Annotated in this window: 1 protein-coding gene; it reads right to left on the bottom strand. The window is 40.9% G+C overall.

The window, feature by feature from the left end:
• A partial coding sequence (locus GUI70_RS26005; protein ID WP_202630624.1) for a recombinase zinc ribbon domain-containing protein occupies positions 1-235 on the bottom strand: 235 nt, incomplete at its 3' end.
• Positions 236-254 lie beyond the last annotated feature (19 nt).

Raw genomic sequence — 254 nt, 5'->3', positions numbered from 1 at the left:
CGGGAACTGCCTTAATTGGGCATTGTTTAGCCGATTTTAGATGCCTTTGACAAGCCCAGCAGATTTTATTTGGGCGTGTTTGCCGCTTAAAAGTAGTTCCACAATTACCACAGATGATTTTTCCAGAAAATAGGTAGTGATGTTGATACTTATGGCTATCAGTTTCGATATGGCGTTTTTGAGCCGCTTCTTTAAGCAAAGCTTGAATCCGGTTAAAAGTTTCGTGGTTAACCAAACTAGGATGATGGTCCTCA

The sequence above is a fragment of the Deinococcus alpinitundrae genome (assembly GCF_009982895.1).
GTDB classification, from domain to species: Bacteria; Deinococcota; Deinococci; order Deinococcales; family Deinococcaceae; genus Deinococcus; species Deinococcus alpinitundrae.
This window is presented reverse-complemented; position numbering and strand designations above follow the sequence as displayed.